Below are 16,972 nucleotides of genomic sequence, written 5' to 3' on the forward strand. Positions count from 1 at the left end.
CGAAGGGCTTACTTCCACCGGGTTACTGCGCCACTCGGGCGAAACCGGTTAAGAACAATGTTCAGGAATGCTAGGTTGGATCTCTCCGTCACGGCCGGTACACCGAGCGTGATCAACGTCGCCGCTGGACCACGAGGACCGCCCATGACCGCCGACCTGGCAGAGCACGCGCACCACCTGCTGCGCGCCATGGTCACCGACCCCTTCGGGGATTTCTCCCCGTCGGTGTACGAAACCGCCCGCGTCGTGGCGCTCCTGCCCGATCTGGCCGGGCACGCCGACCGCATCGCGTTCCTGCTGGACCAGCAGGCGGCCGACGGCGGCTGGGGCGGGCCGGACGGCTACGGCCTGCTCCCCACGCTCAGCGCCACGGAGGCGCTGCTGACGGAGTTCCGCCGCACCGGCGCGCCGTCCATCGCGGCCGCCGCGGAACACGGGCTGCAGGCGCTGACCACGCGGTGGGGCCGGGATCTGCGGGTGGGACTGCCGGACACGGTCGCGGTGGAGATCCTGGTGCCGTCGCTGGTGTCGGCGCTCAACGGGCACCTGGACGCGCTCGAGGCCGAGGAGATCGTGCCGGCCCGCAGCCGCCTGCCGCACCCCGAAGGCACTCACCCGGCGCTGCTGCACGGGATGCGCCGCCTGGTCGAGGACGGCCAGGCGCTGCCGGACAAGGTCCTGCACTCGCTGGAGGCGCTGGGCCCGGCCGCGCGCGGCGTCGGCTTCGCCCGTCCCGGCGACGACGGGCTCGGCTGCTCCCCCGCCGCCACCGCCGCGTGGTTCGGCACGGACGGCGCCCGCGCCCACCCCGGCGTGCGGTACCTGGAGAACGTCCAGGCGCGCCACGGTGGAGCGGTGCCGGTGGCCGCGCCGCTCACGGTGTTCGAGCGGTCCTGGGTGGTCTCCACGTTCGCCGACGCCGGCCTGGCCGTCGACGTCCCGGGCGAGGTGCTGGACGAGCTGGCCGCGGAGATCGGCCCGCACGGCGCGCCCGGCGGCGCCGGGCTGCCGCCGGACGCCGACGACACCGCCACCGTGCTCTACGCACTGGCCACGCAGGGCCGCCCGCACCCGCTGGACTGCCTGCGGGAGTACCACGTGGACGGTCACTTCTGCACGTACCCGGAGGAGCGCACCCCGTCGGTCACCACCAACGCCCACGTGCTGCAGGCGCTCTGTGCGCACGGACAGTCCGAAGTGGCCGGACGGGTGGCCGCGTGGATCGCGGCCCAGCAGCACCCGGACGGCAGCTGGACCGACAAGTGGCACGCCTCCCCGTACTACGCGACGGCGCGGTGCTTCCTGGCGCTGGCCGGCAGCGGGCACGGGGCCGCCGCCCGCGCGCGGGCGCTGCGGTGGATCGCGCGGACGCAGAACCCGGACGGCTCGTGGGGCCGCTGGCAGGGCACGTTCGAGGAAACCGCCTACGCCGTGCAGGTACTGGTGCGTGCCGGGGAACCGTGGGCGGACGAAGCCGCCGCGCGCGGGTGCGCGTTCCTGCTGTCCTGGGCGGACGCCGCGCACCCCCCGCTGTGGCACGACAAGGACCTGTACACGCCTGGCCGGATCGTGCGCGCGGAGGGCATCGCCGCGCTGCACCTGGCCGCCGCCCGGCCGCGGGTCGCGGCTCTGCTGACGCGGCTGGAGCCGGCGCCCGCCGAGCGGACGGGCTGAATGAACCGGGTCGAACTGGCGCTCGCCGTCGCCCCGCTGCCCTTCCTCGACGCGCACGCGGACGACCCGGCGGCGATGCTGGACGTGCGGGGCGGGCCGGCGCCGAAGATCCTGGTGTGGCACCACGAAACGCTCGCTTCGCTGTTCCGGCAGGACTCGCGCCTGCGCCACCCGGGCAGCCGCTCGCTCGGCCCGCTGCTCGGGCCGAAGTCGATGCTGTGGGCCGACGGCGCACGCCACGCGGCATACCGGAAGCTGCTCGGCCCTCCACTGCGCGGGCGGCGGCTGGAGGCCTACCACAGCCTCATCACCCAGGCCACCGCGTCGGCGATCGACTCGCTGGGCACGGGCGCGGTGTTCGGACTGGCCGCGTGGACGCGGCGGCTGGCCCTGGACATCGTCGCGCGGATCGTCCTCGGCGACGCGGATCCGGTGCTGCTGCGGGACGTCACGGTGTGGCTGGACCGCGCGCTGGGGTCGCGCCACCGCACGCTCGCCTACCGGCTCCTGCGCGGCGGGCTGCCCGTGTCGGGCGCGGAGCTGGACGCGCGGCTGGTCGCCGCCGCGAAGTCGGGCCGGGAGCCGCGGAGCCTGGTTTCGCCCCTGCTGACCGGGAACGGCCCGCTCGGCCCGGTGCCGGACGACGAGCTGCGCGACCAGGTGGTGTCGCTGCTGTTCGCCGGCCACGAGACCACCGCGTCGGCCACCGCGTGGACCCTGTACTGGCTGACCACGCGACCCGACCTGCGGGACGCCGTGCTGTCCGAACTGGACGCCACCACCGGCGACGGCTCCGATCCGGCGGAGGTCCCCGTGCTGCAGGCGGTGATCGCGGAGGCGCTGCGGCTGCACCCGCCGGTCGAGGTCGCGGGCAACCGGGCCCTGCCGGAAGCGGTGGACCTGCACGGCCGCACGCTGCCCGCCGGGACGGTGCTCACCCCCGCGATCTACCTGGCGCACCACCGGTCCGAGTACTTCCCGTCCCCGCACGCCTTCGACCCCGGCCGGTTCCTGGGCCGCCGCGGCGTGCCCGAGGGGTACCTGCCCTTCGGCGGCGGCACCCGGTTCTGCCTCGGCAGCCAGCTGGGGCAGCTGGAGATCCGCATGATCACCGCGGCCGTGCTGCGCCGCCGGGTCCTGCGGTGCGTCAACCCGCGGGCCGGGGTGGCGAAGCTGCGCGGGCACGCGATGGCGCCGTCGGCCCGGCTGCGCCTGGAAGTGGTGGCGTGCCGGGACTGACCGGGTGGCGCGACGTGGTCGTCGTGCACCGCCTGCGCTTCCCGCTGCCGTTGAGCTATCTGGCCTACGCGTGCTGGGGCGCGGCGTTCGCCGATCCGCGGCACCTGCTCAGCGGCCCGGTGCTGGTCACCGTGGCGGCGACGCTGCTGGTGCTGCTGGCCGCGCTGGCGCTGAACACCGCGGCCGATCTGCGCACCGACGAGCAGGACCGGGACAAGGCGGACCTGGCGGGCGCGGCGCGGCGCCTGGGCAGCAGGCGGATCTTCGGCTGGGCGGCGGCCGAGGCGACCGCGGCGCTCGCGCTGGCCGCGGCGGTGGCGGTGTGGCTGGGCCGCTGGGCGGCGCTGCTGGTGGTGGCGTCGGCGTTGTGCGCGCACCTGCTGTACAACCTGGAGCCGGTGCGGCTGAAGCGGCGCGGGTTCGCCGGCCCGGCCGTGTTCGGGGCCGGGTTCCTCGCGGTGCCCGGGCTGGCGTCGTACTTCGCGGTGCGGCCGGCGCTGGAGCGGTCGATGGTGCCGGTGCTGGCGGGGCTGTGCGTGCTCGCGTTCGGCCGCACGGCCTGGTTCTCCGCGCCGGATCACGCCGCCGACGCGCGGACGGGTGTCCGCACCCCGGGCGCGCGGTACGGTCCACGACGGACGCTGGCCGTCTCGTGCGGCGTCGTCGTGGCCGGGCTCACGCTGCTCGGCGTGGGGTTGTGGTGGCGGTACGGACCGGGCTGGGCCGTCGCCGGGGTGCTCGCGGAAGGCGCTTTCCTCGGCGGGATGATCGCGTTGACCGGCCCGGGCGGTTCGTTGTCGCGCATGCGGAAAGTCGCCACCCCGGTCGTGCTGGCCGGCGACCTCACCCTCGTGGCGATCCCGTTCCTGGCCTGACGGCCGCGGCGAGCGCGGCGATGTCGTCCGGGCTCACCCGGCAACAGCCGCCCACGTACGCGACGCCGGCGGCGAGCCAGTCCCGGACCAGGTCCGGCGAGAACCGCGGATCGCCGGTCCAGCCGCGTGCCCGCGCGTCCCAGGTCTCGCCGCTGTTGGGGTAGGCGATCACCGGTTTCCCGCTCGCCTCGCGCGCGATTTCCGCCGCCGCCGCGACGTCGCGGGGGTCGCAGCAGTTCACGCCCACCGCCACGATCTGGTCGTTGCCGCGCGCCACGGCGAAGGCCTCGGTCAGGGGCTGGCCTGCGCGCGTGCTCTCGCCCTCCACCGTGTACGACAGCCACGCCGGGACGTCCAGTCCTTCGATGGCGAGCAGCATCGCCTCGGCTTCGTCCACATCGGGCACGGTCTCGCAGGCGAGCAGGTCCGGCCCGGCCGCGGCGAGGATCTCCGCGCGGGGCCGGTGGAACGTGGCCAGTTCCGCGACGCTCAGTCCGTAGTGGCCGCGGTACTCCGACCCGTCGGCGAGCGTGGCGCCGTACGGCCCGATCGAGGCGGCGACCAGTTCGTCGCCGGTCACCCTCGCCTCACGGGCGAGCTCGACGCTCAGCTGCAGCAGCCGCACGGCTTCGTCCCGGTCCAGGCCCAGTTCGGCGAACCCGGCCAGGCTCGCCTGGTAGCTCGCGGTGGTCGCGACCGTCGCCCCGGCGCGGAAGAACGCCCGGTGCGCGGCGACGATCGCGGCCGGGTCGTCGGCGAGCAGCCGGGCGGACCACAGCTCGCCGGACAGGTCGTGCCCGCGCGCCTCCAGTTCGGTGGCCAGGCCACCGTCGAGCACGACGGTCACGGGCCCGCGCGCAGGAAGGTCAGCTCGCGCCACCACACGTCGGCGAGCACGTCCAGCGCCAGTTCGCGGTCGTGCCCGACCCCGCGGATCAGCCAGTGGTAGCAGGCCTGTTCCAGTTGCAGCACCAGCAACAGCGCGCGGGTCAGCCCGGCCTGCTCGTGCTCGCCGGTCCACTGTGCCAGGTACGGCGACAGCTCGCGGGCGGCGTCCACACCCCACTGGTAGTGCCGCGCCGCGACGCGCGGGTCGTCGGCGACCGCTTGCGTCAGGACGTCGATCTCCACCGCGTAGCGCGCCCAGAACGCCAGCACGTGCTCGTCCAGCCAGGCACGCACGCGGTCGCGCGTCAGTTCCGGGAACCGGGCGAGCATGCGGTAGAGCGCGGCGGTGTCCGGCAGGATCCGCTCGAACAACGCCGCCGCGATGTCGGCCTTGTCGCGGAAGTGCGCGTAGAAGGTGGCCCGGCTGCCGTTGGCGGCCGCCACGATGTCGGCGACCGTGGCGGCGTGGTAGCCGAGACGGGCGAAGACCTCGCGGGCGCACTCGAGGTAACGGTCGTGCGCTTCCCGCCACTGCTGCTCGCGGAACGTGTTCCGGGCAGGCGTGGAGATGCCGGTCATCACCCCATCGTAGTGCGCCCGCCGGGGGACGACACCTCCGCGCGTGCGGTTTCCCCTGCGGCTGCGCGGGATCCGCCTCCGGAGGCCGGGGCGGGCGCACGTCCCGCGGGCACGTGGAGCGCGCCCGCCCCGGCGAGGGGGAGGGTTGGAGCGGCACCCGGCGCCGGGGATCGGCCCGGGACAAAGGAGTCATCCCGGCGACGAGTGCCTCGCTCTAGACTGAACGAGCGAACTCGTGACGGAAACGAACCACCGTTGCACTTTCGGTGTACTTGCCGGGCCACGATGTGGTTACCCTGATCGTGTGGCCGCCGGGACGAACTCTCCGGGAGCCGCGACCGCCCACCAGTGGACGGGGCGGGAGGCGCGGCTGCTGCGGCACGCCCTTCGCCTGTCCGTGCGGGGGTTCGCGGCCTACCTCGGCGTCGCGGCGCGCACCGTCGCCAAGTGGGAGAGCGGCGGGACCTCCACGGTGCCGCGGCCGGACACCCAGGCGATCCTGGACACCGCGCTGGCCAGGGCCGACGACGGCGCCCGCACCCGGTTCGAAGTGCTGGTGACCGAGGCGCGCGAAACCGATCGCCGGCCGGAACCGGCCCCCCGCTACGACTACGAGGCCTGGACCGACGACCTGGACCGCACGGTGGCGTGCCTGGGGCGCCAGGAGTTCCGGCTCGCGCGCACGCTGCTGGACCGGTGGCTGGGCCGCTTCGAGCCGAACAGCTCGGACCGGCAGGGCATGTACCTCTACGGCCGGTCGCTGCGGCTGCTCGGCGAGGTGCGGCAGGACCAGGGCGCGCTGCGCGGGCCGCTGTCGGCCGAGCACGTCTACCGGCAGGCGCTGCGGGTGTTCACCGAGCTGGAGTCGCCGCGCCGGGTGGCGCAACTGGAACTGCAGCTGGTCGTGATCGACGAGATGTCCGGTCAGCTGGAGTCGGCCGCGGCCCGCTACCAGAGCCTGACCGACGACGAGCGGCTCAGCCCGCACGACCGCACGCGCGCGCGGCTGTGGGTGGGCACGGCGCTGAGCAAGGGCGGCCTGCACGAGACGGCGACCGAGCACATCGTGCCCGCGATCCGCGAGTTCGAAGCGCTGGAGGAGCCCGCGGACTGGTCGATCGCGCACCAGAAGCTCGCGCTGGCCCACCGCGGCGCGGGCGATCTCACCGCCGCCGGCCGCGCCATCGACGTGGCCCTGTCCAACCGCGTCGACGACACGCCGCTGCAGCAGGTGCGGCTGGACACTGCGCACGCGCACATCCTGCTCTCCGACACCGCCACCGCGGATTCCGGGCTCGCCATTCTGGAGCGGACCGCGCGCATTTCCACCCGCTACGGGCTCATGCACCAATTGCGCAGCATCGACGGCATTCGCCGCGGTTTCGAGTCCCGGTAAGAAGCCGATGCGGAAAGTGCTGCTCGACCGGGTGTGGGCCGACGCCGAACTGGTCTGGGAGTTCCACCGGCTGCGCCACCGCCCGAAGCCGTGCTCGGCCGCCGTGGCGCTGGGCTGCAACGACCTCGGCGTCGCCGCGCACGCGGCCGAACTGTACCACCGCGGCCTGTTCCCGGTCGTGGTGTTCACCGGTGGCAACAGCCGCGAGACCGTGCGCGCGTTCCCGCGCGGCGAGGGCGTGCACTACCGGGAGCGCGCGCTGGAACTCGGGGTGCCCGACGAGGCGATCCTGGTGGAGCCGAACGCGACCAACACCGGCGAGAACATCGCGCTGTCGCGGGAGGTCCTCGCCGCCGCCGGGGTCGAGGTGTCGTCGTTGATGCTGGTCTCGATGCCGTACATGGAGCGGCGGGCGTTCGCGACGACGCGGAAGGTGTGGCCGGAGGTGGAACCGGTGTGCGCGTCGGCCCCGGTGTCGCTGACCGAGTACGCGCTGCGGACCCAGCACGGCACCGAGCTCATCGACATGATCGTGGGCGATTTCCAGCGCCTGATCGAGTATCCCCGAAAGGGTTTCGCGATTCCGCAGAAAATTCCTCCGATCGTGTATTCGGCGTATCGGCGACTGGTGGCCGCCGGATTCCGCAGCCGCATGCTGTGATTCCATACGGGCCGTGCCCGAGACGCTTTCCTGCGCCGTCCATCAACCGAATCTCTTCCCCCGACTGTCCACACTGGCCAAACTGGCCCGCGCCGACGTGTGGGTCGTGCTCGACGACGTCCAGTTCAACGCCCGCGACTACCAGCACCGCGCCCGCCTCGCCGCGGCCGCCGACCCCGAGGCCCAGCGCTGGCTGACCGTGCCGGTGCACCGGCCACGCGGCCGGGACAGCCGGATCGGCGAGCTGCGCCTCGCCGACCCGGCCGCGACGCACCGCACGATGTCCCGCCTGGTGCGGCAGTACTACGGCCGCTGCGCGCACTGGGCGGAGACCGGCGAGATCGTCGAGGAGGTGCTCGCCGCGCTGGCGCTGAACGAGCACCTGGCGGTCGTGGCCGAGGTGTCGGTGCGCGCCATGCTGCACCGCCTCGGCTGGCGGGGCGACGTGCTGCGCAGCAGCGAGCTGCCCGCACGCGACGGGCGGTCCGAACGGCTGGCCGACCTGACCGCCGCGGTCGGCGCGAGCACCTACCTGTGCGGGCCGGGCGGCGCGAAGTACCTGTCGGAGCGCCCGTTCCTGGACCGCGGGCTCCAGGTGCGCTACCCGCCGCCGCCCCCGCTGAGCCGCGCACCCGGAATGCGCACCGCGAGCGCGCTGTGGGCGTTCGCCGCGCGCGGCCCCGCCGGGGTCCGGGACGCGCTCGCGACCGACTGCGTGCCCGCGCGCTGACCCAAGACCCCTTCTACACAAGGTAAAGACGATTCCGGCAACCGGGCCTTCACGGCGGCCCGGTTACCCTCGCCTCCCGTGCGCCCGTCTCGTGCCCTCCCCCGGTTCCTCGCCTTCTGCGCCGTCGCGGGTGTTCTCGTCGCCGGGGTCGTCGCGCCCGTCGCCCTGGGCGCGGGTGTGCTCTCCAACCAGGTCGCCGACGCGGTGGACGGGATCTCCGCGACGCTCGCGAACAGCGAGCAGCCGCTGGTGACCACGGTGACCGACCGCGACGGCACCCCGATCGCGACGTTGTTCGACCAGTACCGGCTCCCGGTCACCGCGGACGGGATCGCACCGGCGATGAAGGCAGCGATCGTGTCGATCGAGGACCGCCGCTTCTACGACGAGGGCGGCGTCGACGTGAAGGGCATGGTGCGCGCCGCGCTGCACGACTCCTCCGGCGGCAGCACGCAGGGCGGGTCGACGATCACCCAGCAGTACGTCAAGAACTACCTCATCAACGTCGTCGACCGGAACGACCGGGCGGCGCAGCTGGCCGACCAGGCCGACACGATCGCCCGCAAGCTGCGCGAGGCCAAGATCGCCGTCCAGCTCGGACAGACGGTGTCCAAGGAGGACATCCTCACCGGCTACCTGGACGTGGTGGAGTTCACCGGCAACGTCTACGGGGTGGGGGCCGCCGCGCACGCCTACTTCGGCACCACGCCGGACAAGCTGACCGTGCCGCAGGCCGCGCTGCTCGCCGGGATGGTGAACAACCCCAACCTCTACAACCCCTACACCCACCCGGACCAGGCCCTGAAGCGGCGCAACCTGGTGATCGACGCGATGGTCAGCACGAAGACCCTCACCCCGGCCGACGGCGCCACCGCGAAGGCCGCGCCGCTCGGCGTCCTGCCGGACGGCCCGGACATCCCGTCGAGCACCTGCTTCGGCGCGGCGCCGGACGCCGGGTTCTTCTGCCAGTACGCGGAGAGCTACCTCATCCAGGCCGGGTTCACCGCCGACCAGCTGGAGACGGGCGGGTACACGATCCGCACGACGCTGGACCCGGTGGTGAGCCGGATCGCGAAGGACGCCGTGGACGCCAACGTGCCGACCAGGCAGGACGGCGTGGCGAACACGCTCGCGGTCGTCCGGCCCGGCCAGGCCGGCCACGAGGTGCTCGCGATGGTCGCCAACCGCAACTACGGCACCGACCCCGCGCGGGGCGAGACGTCGACCAACATCGTGGCGGGGGCGAGCAACGTGTTCGGCGCCGGCTCGTCGTTCAAGATCTTCACCTCGGCCGCGGCGCTGGAGAGCGGGAAGGCGGGCCTGGACACCCCGCTGCCCAACCAGGCCGGCCAGTGCTTCACCCAGCCCGGCGCGAACCGGTACACGCAGCCGTACTGCGTGCAGAACGACGGGGTGGGCTACCCGGACCCGATCTCGCTGCGGGACGGGCTGGCCACCTCGCCCAACGTCGCCTTCGTCAACCTGGAGCAGCAGGTCGGCATGCCGGCCGTGCTGGACATGGCGCGGCGGCTGGGCCTGCGCAACACGCTGGCGACGAACGACGCGGGCGCGAAGCCCGATCCGTCGTCGTCGAACCCGCAGTACAGCCAGCCGCAGTCGCAGTACTTCCAGGACAAGCTGTCGTTCACGCTCGGCAACAGCCCGGTGAGCCCGCTGGAGATGGCGAACGTGTCGGCGACGCTGATGAGCGGCGGCACGTGGTGCCCGCCCAACCCGGTCCTGTCGGTCACCGACCGGTACGGGCACGACGTGCCGGTGCGGCAGCAGGCGTGCGAGCAGGTGGTGCCGCCGGGGCTGGCGGACTCGCTGCTGAACGGGCTGAGCCAGGACACGGTGTCGGGCACCTCCGCGGCGGCGGCTTCGGCGGCCGGGTGGCACCACGCGGACTTCGGCAAGACCGGCACGACGCAGCAGAGCGAGTCGGTCGCGTTCGTCGGCGGGGTCGACGACTACGCCGTGTCGTCCATGGTCTTCGCCGACGGCCCGCACCCGGCCGAGATCTGCCCCGGCACGCCGGTGCACCTGGGCTCGTGCGGACACGGCGCGTTCGGCGGCACGGTGGCGGCGCCGCCGTACTTCCGCGCGATGAACCAGATCCTGGGCAGCCGCCCGGACATCCCGATCCCGGCCGCCGATCCGGCGTACCTGCAGGCCCGCTCGTAGCCGGCGCGGGAGGCCGATCGTCCGGCCTCCCGCTTCCCCGCCGAGCGTGATCACTGGTCAGCCCGCGGGGTCCTGGCTCGGCAACCGGTCGTCGGCCATGGCGGTTCCCGTGCCCCGTCCGCCGACGAGCAGCATCGTGTCGAGCCGCCCGGTGACCGCCGCCGGCCGCCGGGCCCCGGTCAACCTCCTTCGCATCGTGGCGGTCAGGCCTGGACACAACCTAGCCACGCACCGGGGCCGTGTCGTAACCTCGCGTGAGTGGGCTTCGCGGAGGAGGCGCCGTCCGGCGGCGGGCTCGAGCCGGGTGAGCTGGTCGCCGGGCAGTACGAGGTCGACAGGTGCTTCGCCCGCGGCGCGTTCGGCTTCGTCTACCTCGCCCGCGACCGCAACCTGCAGGGCAAGCAGGTGGTGCTCAAGGGCCTGACCCGCCCGCACGACACGGCCGCGATCAAGCTCGCCGCGCACGAGAGCCGCGTCCTCACCGCGCTCGAACACCCCAGCATCGTGCGGATCTTCAACGTCGTCACCCACCGCGGCCTCAGCTACCTGGTGATGGACCACGTCGACGGGCCGACCCTGCGCAGCGTGCGCGACGCGGGCGGGCTGACGATCGCCGACGCGCTCGCCTGCGCCGTCGACGTGCTGGGCGCGCTGGGCTACCTGCACCGGCAGGGCCTGCTGTACTGCGACATGAAGCCGGACAACGTGATCCGCGCCGGCGAGTCGGTCAAACTGGTCGACTTCGGCGCGATCCGCCGCACCGGCGACCGGGAGAGCCCGGTCCTGGGCACCACGCCGTACCTGGTCGGCCACACCGAGATCCGCGAGCACGGGCTGACCGAGCGGGCCGACATCCACGCCGTCGGCGTCATGCTGGACGAACTCGTCGAGTGCGACGCGGGCGAACCGGGCGCGGAGTCCTTCCGCCGCCTGGTCGCCCGCGCGACCGCGGACTTCGACCGGCGCTTCGCCGACGTGCCGGAGATGCTGAACCAGGTGCGCGGCGTGCTGCGCGAGGTGCGCTGCCTCGCCGACGGCAGACCGCGGCCCGCCCGCTCGGCGGTGTTCGCCGAATCCGCGGCGCTGCTGGACGACGGGCTCAGCCTGGCCCCGCCGCTGGCCGCGTGGACCGGCGACGGCGGCGGCGCACTGGCCGACGGGCGGCCCTCCCCCGCCGACGTGGCGGCGGGCCTGCCCGTGCCGTTCCCCGACCCGGCCGATCCGCGGACCCCGCTGCTGCACAGCGTGCGGGCGCCGGACCCGCGCCGGTTGCTCACCAAGCTCGCGAGCGTCCCGGCGTCGGTCGAGGTGGACTTCCACCGGGCCCGCGCGAACCTGGAGGCGGGCGACCTGGCCGCGGCCGGGCACTGCCTGCGATCGGCGGAGCGGCAGCTGGGCTGGCGGGCGCACCACGACTGGCGGGCGAGCTGGCACCGCGGGCTCCTCGCCTTGGCCGAGGGCCGGGTGGGCGCGGCTGCCGAGCTGTTCGACGACGTCTACCGGTCCGTGCCTGGTGAGCCGGCGCCGAAGCTGGCGCTCGGGTTCTGCGCCGAGCACCTGTCGCGGCCGGACACCGCGGCCCGGTTCTACGAGGCGGTGTGGGCGTGCGACCGGTCGCACGCCGGCGCCGCGTTCGGGCTCGCCCGCATCCGGTTGCGGGCCGGGGAGCGCGGCGCCGCGGTCGCGATCCTCGACGAGGTGCCGGAGATCTCGCTGCACCGGCACGGCGCCGCGGTCGCCGCGGTCCGGATCCTCGCCGGTCACCTGCCCGGCGGCGGGCGCCCGTCGGCCGGTGACCTCGCCGCGGCCGCGGACCGGGTGCACACCCTGACCCTGGACAGCGAGGAGTCGTGGCTGCGGCTGGCCACCGCCGTGCTGGAGAGCGCTTTCTCGTTCGTGCTCGACCACGGCGACGGGTCGCTGCCGCCGGGTCCGGTGCTCGGCGATCCGGTGTCGGAGAAGGGTTTGCGGGACCGGCTCGAACGCTCCTTCCGGGATCTGTCGCGCCAGGCCCGCACCGCCGGCGAGCACGGCGTGCTGATCGACCGGGCCAACGCCGTGCGGGCGAGGTCCCTGTGGTGAGCACGACCCGGCGCACCCTGGTCCGGCTGCGGCTGGCGCTGCTGGTGACCACCGCGGCGGTGCTGGTCACCGGGTTCGCCACGGTGCGCGGCGTGCAGTCGGCGGCGGAGACCGTGCGGGACCGGACCGCGCAGGCGGTCGTCGAGGTCGCGGCGGCGAAGTCGGCGCTGATCCGCGCGGACCGGGCGGCGGTGCGCAGCTTCTCCTCCGGCGAGGTCCGCCTCGCCGGAGCGGGCACCGAGTACGCCACGCAGACCGCGCTGGCGAGCCAGAGCCTCACCCGCGCCGCCGAGCTGAACGAGGCCGGGGACGCGGGCAGCCAGATCCTGCGGCTGGTCGAGGGACTGCTCGCCGCCTACCGGGCGGCGGTCGCGCAGGCCGACGCGCACTACCGGCAGGGCGGCGGCGAGGTCGTCGGCACGGCCGACCTGTGGGACGCCTCGTCGCAGCTGCTGCGCTCCCCCGACGGCGTGCTGAAACAGCTCGACGACCTGCGGTCGGTGCAGGAGCAGGCGCTGGCGCGGCAGCTGACGACCGGTTGGCTGCACCCGGCGACGCCCGCGCTGTGGGCGGTGCCGGTCGCGTTGCTGCTCGCGCTGCTCTGCGTCACGCAGCTGTACCTGGGGAAGCGCTTCCAGCGGCTGCTGAACCCGCAGTTGCTGGCGGCGACGCTGCTGCTGCTCGGGTTGTGCGCCAGCATGATGTTCACGCTCGTCGCGGCGCACCGGCTGGCGACCGCGCAGGACCGGCTGACCGGCGTGCTGGCCGGGTGGGACCGGCGGATGGCGCTGACCGACGCCGACGGCCAGGACAAGCTGATCCGGCTGGTCACCGCGCACTGCCGGGCCGGGGACTGCGGCCTGACGGTGGCCGCCGCCGGCCCGGCGCCGACGAGCGTGGCGGGGGCCATCCCGGACGAGGCGACCACCGCCGCGGGCACCCGGGACGTCAACGACCGGCTGGAGGCGGCCGCCGCGAGCAACCAGCTGCCGCTCGTGGTGCCCGCGGTGACGCTGGCGATCGCCGTGCTCGCCGGGTGGGGGCTGCACGCCCGGCTCGACGAGTACCGGTTCCGCTCATGAGGGGCCTCGCCGGGGTGCTGCTCCTGGTCGCCGCGTGCCTGACCGGCTGCGGCGCCGGGGCGGGCACGCGCACGCTCACCGTGCTGGCGTCGTGGACCGGCGCCGAGGGCGCGGCGTTCGAGCAGGTGCTGGCCGGGTTCACCGCGCAGACCGGCATCCGGGTGCGCTACCAGGGCACTCGCGCGGTGTCGCAGGTGCTCGCCTCGGACGTGCAGAACGGCAACCCGCCGGACATCGCGGTCGTGCCCAACCCGGGCGAGCTCGTCACCTACGTGCGCTCGCACAACCTGTACTCGCTGGACGACGTGCTCGGTGCGCCGCCCGCGGAGATCTACGGTCCACAGTGGCTTCAGCTGCAGGTGGCCGGGCAGGCGCACCTGTACGGGATCGCGGTGAAGGTGGACCTGAAGAGCATCGTGTGGTTCAACCCGGCCCTGCACGGCCTGGCGCAGCCGTCCACTTGGGACGAGTTCGCCGCGGCGACCGGCGCGCGACCCTGGTGCCTCGGGCTGAGCGCGCCGCCGGTGTCCGGGTGGCCGGGCACCGACTGGGTCGAGGACGTGCTGCTGCACCAGGCCGGCCCGGACGTGTACCGGCAGTGGGCGGCCGGGCAGCTGGCGTGGACGGCGCCCGCGGTGCGGCGGGCGTGGCAGACGTGGGGCGCGATGATGGCGGGCACCGTCGGGGACAACCCGGGACGGGTGCTGCTGACCGACTTCGCCGACGCCGGAAAGGGAATGCTGGCGTCGCCGCAGAGCTGCGCGTACGAGCACAACGGGTCGTTCATGCTCGCGCGGTACCCGGACGCCGGGCGCGGCCTGGACTTCGTGGCCGTCCCGCCGGCAGGCCCGGACGTGGCGCCGGGGACCTACGAGGTGTCGGCCGACCTGGCGGGCATGTTCACCGACACGCCGGCGTCGCGGGCGCTGATCCGGTACCTCGCCTCCCCGGCGGCGCAGGAGATCTGGCCGCGGGTCGGCGGCGGGAGCGCGTTCTCCGCGACGCGCTCGGTGGACCTGCGCGTCTACGACGGCAACCCGGCGGCCCGCAAGGTCGCCGAGGCGCTCCGCTCGGGCGGTACCCTCTGCTTCGACGCGTCGGATCTGATGCCGGCGACCATGGCCAACGCCTTCTACCGGGCGTCGCTGGAGTACCTCGACGACCCCGGCAGGCTGGAGACGCTGCTGGAGCAGCTGGACCGCATCCGGCTGGGCGTGCCGCCGCAGGAGTGGCTGTCCGTCCCGTGTGGACGATGAGAGGGGAGACGTGGTGCGCGGGCTGGTGAACCACGAACCGGTGCCGGTGGCGCTCGGGGCGCTGACCGTCCTCAGCGGCCTGATCGACGCGGTCAGCTTCCTGGCCCTGGGCAGGGTCTTCACCGCCAACATGACCGGCAACCTGGTGTTCCTCGGTTTCGCGGCGGCCGGGGAGCCCGGTTTCGACGTCGCGGCGGCGGTGACCGCGCTCGCCGCGTTCGTGGCCGGCGCCGCGGGCGCCGCGTGGCTGGCGTCCTCGATCGCCGCGCCGCACCCGGCGTTCCTCGGCGCGCTCGCGGTGGAGGCGGCCCTGACCGCGGTCGCGGCGGCCGGGGCGTTCGCCGGTGCCCGCTACCTCGCCGCCGCCGCGCTGGCACTGGCGATGGGCGTCCGCAACGGCACGGTGAACCGCCTGGCGGTGCCGGACATGACGACCACCGTGGTCACCCGCACGCTGGCCGCGCTCGTCGGCGACCTCGCGGACCGTTCCGCCGGCCGCGGCGCCACCACCCGGCGCCTGGTGTCGGTGGCCGGCCTGGTCGCGGGTGCGGTGGCCGGGGCGTTCCTGGTCCGCCACCTCGGCGCCGGGTGGGTGCTCGTCGTCATCTGCGGGGCGCAGGTCCTCGTCGCCGCCGGGCACCACGCCCACGTGGTGCTGCGCCGCCGCGCCGGTTAACGGACGAACACGCCGATCCCGTTGGCGACCGCGCGTTCCGCGCCGTCCGAGGGCGTGTTGCGCACCGTCACCGGGGCGCCGCGACCGGCGGTCACCAGGGTCGTCGACCCGCCACCGTCGAGGTTCACCGCCTCGCTCGCGCCCAGCGACACCAGCAGCGCGGCGACCTCGCCGACCCCCATCCCGGTGCTGGCGGCGCTGCGGCCGTCGACCGCGAGCAGGTACAGCGTCCGCCCGTCCGCGCTCGCCCCGGCCGCCGTGCGCGGCGCGAGCGAGGCGTCCAGCCCGGGCAGCGCGGCCCCGTCGTCCAGGATGGGGAACCCGCCGACCGCGAACTCGAACGGCGGCACGCCCCGCGCGACGAGCCGGTCGGTCACCAGCACCCGGTCGCCCACCCGGAGCCCGGCCAGCTCGGTCGCCCCGCGCTCGCGGCCGAGCAGCACGACGCTGCCGGGTTCGATCGGCCCCGCGCCCGCGCCCGCGGACTCGGCGACCACGACCCCGTGCCGCACCACGACCTCCTCGACCTGCGAGGTGCACGGCGCCGAGCGGCTGGTGTCGGTGCCGCAGGCCGCGCGGGCCCGGGACATCGAGCCCCACTCCGGCGTGTAGACGCCGATGCCGTCCACCGGCAGCGCGTACTGGTTGAGCCCTTCCAGGTCGAACTCGCCCGCCCGGGAGCGCAGCGTGCCCGCGAACTCCAGCCGCGCGGTGCGCAACCGGTGGTCGGCGCCGAAGCCGAACACGTCGCTGGTTGTGACGCCGGAGGGCATCGCGGGACCGAACCGCTGCCCGTCCGGCACGGCGTACTTGAGGTCGTCGCCGCCGGCGATCTCCGGCCCGACCGAGGACCCGGTGGGGGTGATCCCGGCGTGGGTCTCGCTGATGTTGAAGAAGTCGCCGTTGATCCCGGCGACCGCGTGCTGCGCGGTGACCAGGGCGGAGACGGTGGCCCGCTCGGCGACCGACGCCGGGTGCAGCAGGTCGACGTCCACGCGCGGATCGGTCAGGTCGGCCGTGACGAGGTGCGCGACGACCGGTCCGTGCGCGGTGGACAGGGTCAGGGTCCGGTAGGCGACGCCGCGGGCGAGCGCGGTGTCGGCGACCGCCGCGGGAGCGGCGACGAGGAGGAGCAGGAGGGCGGCCACCGCCGCCGTGGCGCGCGTGAGCAGGCTCATCCGCGGAGTCGATCACGGCGTGGTGAACGCCGCGGGCCGCCGCGGGGAACGGCTCTCAGACCTTGGTGATCTCCGCGATGAACCCGTCCACGTCGACCAGGGCGCCCTCCGCGCCGAGCGGCACGAGCGTGTGGGTGGAGGCGATGAAGCGGGCCGCGCCTTCGCGGCTGAACTCGACGATCGCGTACCCGTCCGGCGACTCCAGCTCCATCATCAGCTGGTCCGGGCCTGCCGTCACGTCGGGCCGGATCCGCACGTCGCCCTCGCCAGCCGGCCCGTTCAGGCCCTCGACGAGCAGGTCGCGCGCGAAGCACCACTCGACCCAGCGGCCGCGGTCGGCGCGGAAGGACAGCGTGACGGCGTAGGGATCGGCGGTGGTGTAGCTCCACCGGGAGAAGACCGGGACGTCGTAGCCGTCCAGGCTGACGAACTGGTGTTCTTCGACCGTTTCGGCGTGCACGATGGGCCTCCT

16 protein-coding genes are annotated in these 16,972 nt (G+C 74.4%); 11 read left to right on the plus strand and 5 right to left on the minus strand.

All coding sequences use genetic code 11. The annotated features are described in order from the left end of the window. Positions 1-144 precede the first annotated feature (144 nt). From AMY39116_RS43610 to AMY39116_RS0326710, 3 genes are read left to right on the plus strand one after another with little or no spacing between them, the layout of a single operon-like run. Positions 145-1,674 (plus strand): prenyltransferase/squalene oxidase repeat-containing protein, encoded by a 1,530-nt coding sequence (locus AMY39116_RS43610; RefSeq protein WP_020420678.1) that lies wholly within the window; start codon positions 145-147, stop codon positions 1,672-1,674. Continuing rightward, entirely contained in the window at positions 1,675-2,913 is a 1,239-nt protein-coding gene (locus AMY39116_RS0326705) for a cytochrome P450 (protein WP_020420679.1), read from the plus strand. Then, positions 2,901-3,788, plus strand: coding sequence for a UbiA family prenyltransferase (locus AMY39116_RS0326710; RefSeq protein ID WP_020420680.1), 888 nt, complete (start codon positions 2,901-2,903; stop codon positions 3,786-3,788). The genes AMY39116_RS0326705 and AMY39116_RS0326710 overlap by 13 nt, the downstream gene beginning before the upstream one ends. Here AMY39116_RS0326710 and mmuM read toward each other — a convergent pair. Then, positions 3,757-4,635: a homocysteine S-methyltransferase gene (gene mmuM / locus AMY39116_RS0326715; protein ID WP_020420681.1), complete on the minus strand. Its 879-nt coding sequence runs from the start codon at positions 4,633-4,635 to the stop codon at positions 3,757-3,759. The genes AMY39116_RS0326710 and mmuM overlap by 32 nt on opposite strands. Next, a complete protein-coding gene (locus AMY39116_RS0326720; protein WP_020420682.1) occupies positions 4,632-5,255 on the minus strand; it encodes a TetR/AcrR family transcriptional regulator in 624 nt (207 codons plus the stop codon). The genes mmuM and AMY39116_RS0326720 overlap by 4 nt, the downstream gene beginning before the upstream one ends. A gap of 304 nt (positions 5,256-5,559) precedes the next feature. Between AMY39116_RS0326720 and AMY39116_RS0326725 the strand changes: the two genes are divergently transcribed. The 4 genes from AMY39116_RS0326725 to AMY39116_RS0326740 all read left to right on the plus strand — a co-directional run bounded on the left by AMY39116_RS0326725 (position 5,560) and on the right by AMY39116_RS0326740 (position 10,226). After that, a complete protein-coding gene (locus AMY39116_RS0326725) occupies positions 5,560-6,651 on the plus strand; it encodes a DNA-binding transcriptional regulator (protein ID WP_020420683.1) in 1,092 nt (363 codons plus the stop codon). Between the two features lie 7 nt (positions 6,652-6,658). Continuing rightward, positions 6,659-7,312, plus strand: a complete 654-nt coding sequence (locus AMY39116_RS0326730; RefSeq protein WP_020420684.1) for a YdcF family protein — start codon at positions 6,659-6,661, stop codon at positions 7,310-7,312. A gap of 13 nt (positions 7,313-7,325) precedes the next feature. Next, positions 7,326-8,042 carry a WbqC family protein gene (locus AMY39116_RS0326735; RefSeq protein WP_084506165.1) on the plus strand — a complete coding sequence of 239 codons (717 nt, stop codon included), beginning with the start codon at positions 7,326-7,328 and terminating at the stop codon, positions 8,040-8,042. Between the two features lie 78 nt (positions 8,043-8,120). Next, positions 8,121-10,226 carry a transglycosylase domain-containing protein gene (locus AMY39116_RS0326740; RefSeq protein ID WP_020420686.1) on the plus strand — a complete coding sequence of 702 codons (2,106 nt, stop codon included), beginning with the start codon at positions 8,121-8,123 and terminating at the stop codon, positions 10,224-10,226. Between the two features lie 57 nt (positions 10,227-10,283). Here the strand turns inward: AMY39116_RS0326740 and AMY39116_RS47915 are convergent, their stop codons facing one another. Beyond that, positions 10,284-10,409 carry a hypothetical protein gene (locus tag AMY39116_RS47915; protein ID WP_020420687.1) on the minus strand — a complete coding sequence of 42 codons (126 nt, stop codon included), beginning with the start codon at positions 10,407-10,409 and terminating at the stop codon, positions 10,284-10,286. Between the two features lie 75 nt (positions 10,410-10,484). Between AMY39116_RS47915 and AMY39116_RS43615 the strand changes: the two genes are divergently transcribed. Genes AMY39116_RS43615 through AMY39116_RS43620 form a run of 4 tightly spaced genes read left to right on the plus strand, consistent with a single transcriptional unit; the run spans position 10,485 to position 15,322 of the window. Next, entirely contained in the window at positions 10,485-12,308 is a 1,824-nt protein-coding gene (locus tag AMY39116_RS43615) for a serine/threonine protein kinase (RefSeq protein ID WP_020420688.1), read from the plus strand. Beyond that, on the plus strand, positions 12,305-13,390 hold the full coding sequence (locus AMY39116_RS0326755; protein WP_027936252.1) for a hypothetical protein: 1,086 nt from the start codon (positions 12,305-12,307) through the stop codon (positions 13,388-13,390). Before AMY39116_RS43615 ends, AMY39116_RS0326755 begins: the two co-directional genes overlap by 4 nt. Continuing rightward, complete coding sequence (locus AMY39116_RS0326760) at positions 13,387-14,646, plus strand: ABC transporter substrate-binding protein (protein ID WP_020420690.1); 1,260 nt, start codon at positions 13,387-13,389, stop codon at positions 14,644-14,646. Before AMY39116_RS0326755 ends, AMY39116_RS0326760 begins: the two co-directional genes overlap by 4 nt. 13 nt (positions 14,647-14,659) lie before the next feature. Further along, positions 14,660-15,322: a YoaK family protein gene (locus AMY39116_RS43620; protein WP_202961465.1), complete on the plus strand. Its 663-nt coding sequence runs from the start codon at positions 14,660-14,662 to the stop codon at positions 15,320-15,322. Here the strand turns inward: AMY39116_RS43620 and AMY39116_RS0326770 are convergent. Both AMY39116_RS0326770 and AMY39116_RS0326775 read right to left on the minus strand, forming a co-directional pair. After that, entirely contained in the window at positions 15,319-16,500 is a 1,182-nt protein-coding gene (locus tag AMY39116_RS0326770; RefSeq protein ID WP_020420692.1) for a phosphodiester glycosidase family protein, read from the minus strand. The two genes, AMY39116_RS43620 and AMY39116_RS0326770, sit on opposite strands and share 4 nt — an antisense overlap. A gap of 55 nt (positions 16,501-16,555) precedes the next feature. After that, complete coding sequence (locus tag AMY39116_RS0326775; RefSeq protein WP_020420693.1) at positions 16,556-16,960, minus strand: SsgA family sporulation/cell division regulator; 405 nt, start codon at positions 16,958-16,960, stop codon at positions 16,556-16,558. Positions 16,961-16,972 lie beyond the last annotated feature (12 nt).

This window comes from Amycolatopsis sp. ATCC 39116, assembly GCF_000231075.2.
GTDB lineage: Bacteria > Actinomycetota > Actinomycetes > Mycobacteriales > Pseudonocardiaceae > Amycolatopsis_E > Amycolatopsis_E tucumanensis.